The 1,707-nt window shown below is 64.7% G+C and carries 2 protein-coding genes; one reads left to right on the forward strand and one right to left on the reverse strand.

Features of this window, described 5'->3' with window-relative positions; genetic code table 11:
• The coding region (locus EOA36_RS34815) for an AsmA family protein (protein WP_127281178.1) at positions 1-1,315 on the reverse strand (1,315 nt) is incomplete at its 3' end.
• A 133-nt stretch (positions 1,316-1,448) separates the two neighbouring features.
• Here EOA36_RS34815 and EOA36_RS34820 point away from each other — a divergent pair.
• Positions 1,449-1,707, forward strand: a 259-nt coding sequence (locus tag EOA36_RS34820; protein ID WP_189553527.1) for a Dyp-type peroxidase domain-containing protein, incomplete at its 3' end; no start/stop codon positions are given.

A 1,707-nucleotide genomic window follows, 5' to 3' on the forward strand; every position in this document is an offset into this window, starting at 1 on the left:
CCGCAAAACCCGAGGGTTGCGCCACCGCCAGCAGCAATGAGCCGGTGAAGCCGAAATGGCCCTGCACGTTGAGCATGACCTTGCCATCGGCTTCCAGCTTGGTGCGGCCCGGCAAGGTCGCGGCGAGCGATTTCACCGACCAACCGTCATCGACCGGCTCGGCGGAAAGATGAACATCGCGCACCGTCGTGTCGCCGGCCACCACCGCCGGCAGCTTGACCTCGACCGTGCCGGGAATTGTCGGCTTCGGCAGATCGAGCAGCGCCTGTTCCAGCCCCGCGATACGCTGGTCCAGCGTCAGGCCCGCGCCGGCCGGCGCACCCACCGCCTCGTCGAGTTGCACCTGCGCGCCATTGGCCTCGATGGCGAAACTCGGTTTCTGGCCGAGATCGACCGAGGCCTTGCCGTCGGCGGTATAGGGATTGTCCAGCGGACCGGTCTCGAAACGGAATTCGTCGACGCCAAGCTTCTGGTGATCGAGCGAGAACTTGCCGTTCAGCCGAAAGCCCGGATCGGGCTTGCCGGCGCTGACCTTCACCGTTGCGCCATCCGTGCCGCGCAGCTCGGCTGAATTCTTGTCGGCGCCCGAAATCTTGAACTGGCCGGAATAGACGGCCGCACTGTTGACGATGCCCGCATTGCCGTCGGTCTCGATGACCAGCGGATAGGCATCGGGGTCCGCCTTCAGCCGAAGCCGCAGCTGCCCGGAAGGTTCGGCCTTGCCGGTCGAGGCCGCAACCGTGGCGCGCAAGCCGTCGAGACGCAACGTGCCGTCCATGCGCCACGGACCGGCCAGCGATTTGGCTGAAATGGTCGAGTTGATCTCGGAGAAGATGTGGCTGCGGCCGCCGGCGGCATGGCGCAGTTCGATCTGCCCTTCCGTCACCGTCAGTTTCTCGATCGAGACCTGTCCGGGGTCGAAGGGCGAAGACGGCCGCATCGCCCAGTCGACGGTACCATTGGCGGCGATGTCTATGATTGCCTTCGGCCGCACCAGCCGCATGTCGAAAATCAGCACCTCGCCGCGCAGGAAGGGCGCGAGTTCCGCATCCATCGAAAACGTCTCGACGGTCATGGCCGGCTGGCCGTTGGGGCCGCCGGCGACGGCGACGTTGGAAAACGTCACCGAGGGAAACGGCAACAGCCTTGCCGTGGCGTCGCCCTGCACGGTCACCTTGCGGCCCAGGATGGCGCTTGCCTCGCGCTCGAACTCGGCGCGGTAGCCGGTCCAGTCGACAAAATACGGCACCACCAGCGCCGCGCACAGCACCAGCACGAACAAGCCACCGAAGATCACGAACAGGCGTGCGAGCATCAGCTCCGAACAGGTTGATTGAAATTCTGCCGCACTCTACCCGCATCCGCGTGTCGATAAAGAGGCAAATCATCCCGTATTGCGTCCTGCCGGACGATCTGAAACAAATCCTGGAAAAAGCGGAGATTCTCGGATGTCGGGCAAGAACTGGGACCGTGTGCCGATCGATGCGCAGAGCGTCGATGCCCCGCTTTCGCAATCGGCGATTTTTCTTGTCGTCACCGTTGCCGGCGAACAGCCGGTCCTGGCTAGGGTGTGCTCCGTGCTCGGCGAACTCGACGACATGGTCAAGACCGTCGGATTCCGCGACCTTGGTGGCCGCCTGTCCTGCATCGCCGGCATCGGCAGCGATTTCTGGAACCGGCTCAGCCCCGGCCGGCGGCCGCCGGAGC

The sequence above is a fragment of the Mesorhizobium sp. M8A.F.Ca.ET.021.01.1.1 genome, assembly GCF_003998025.1.
Lineage (GTDB): Bacteria > Pseudomonadota > Alphaproteobacteria > Rhizobiales > Rhizobiaceae > Mesorhizobium.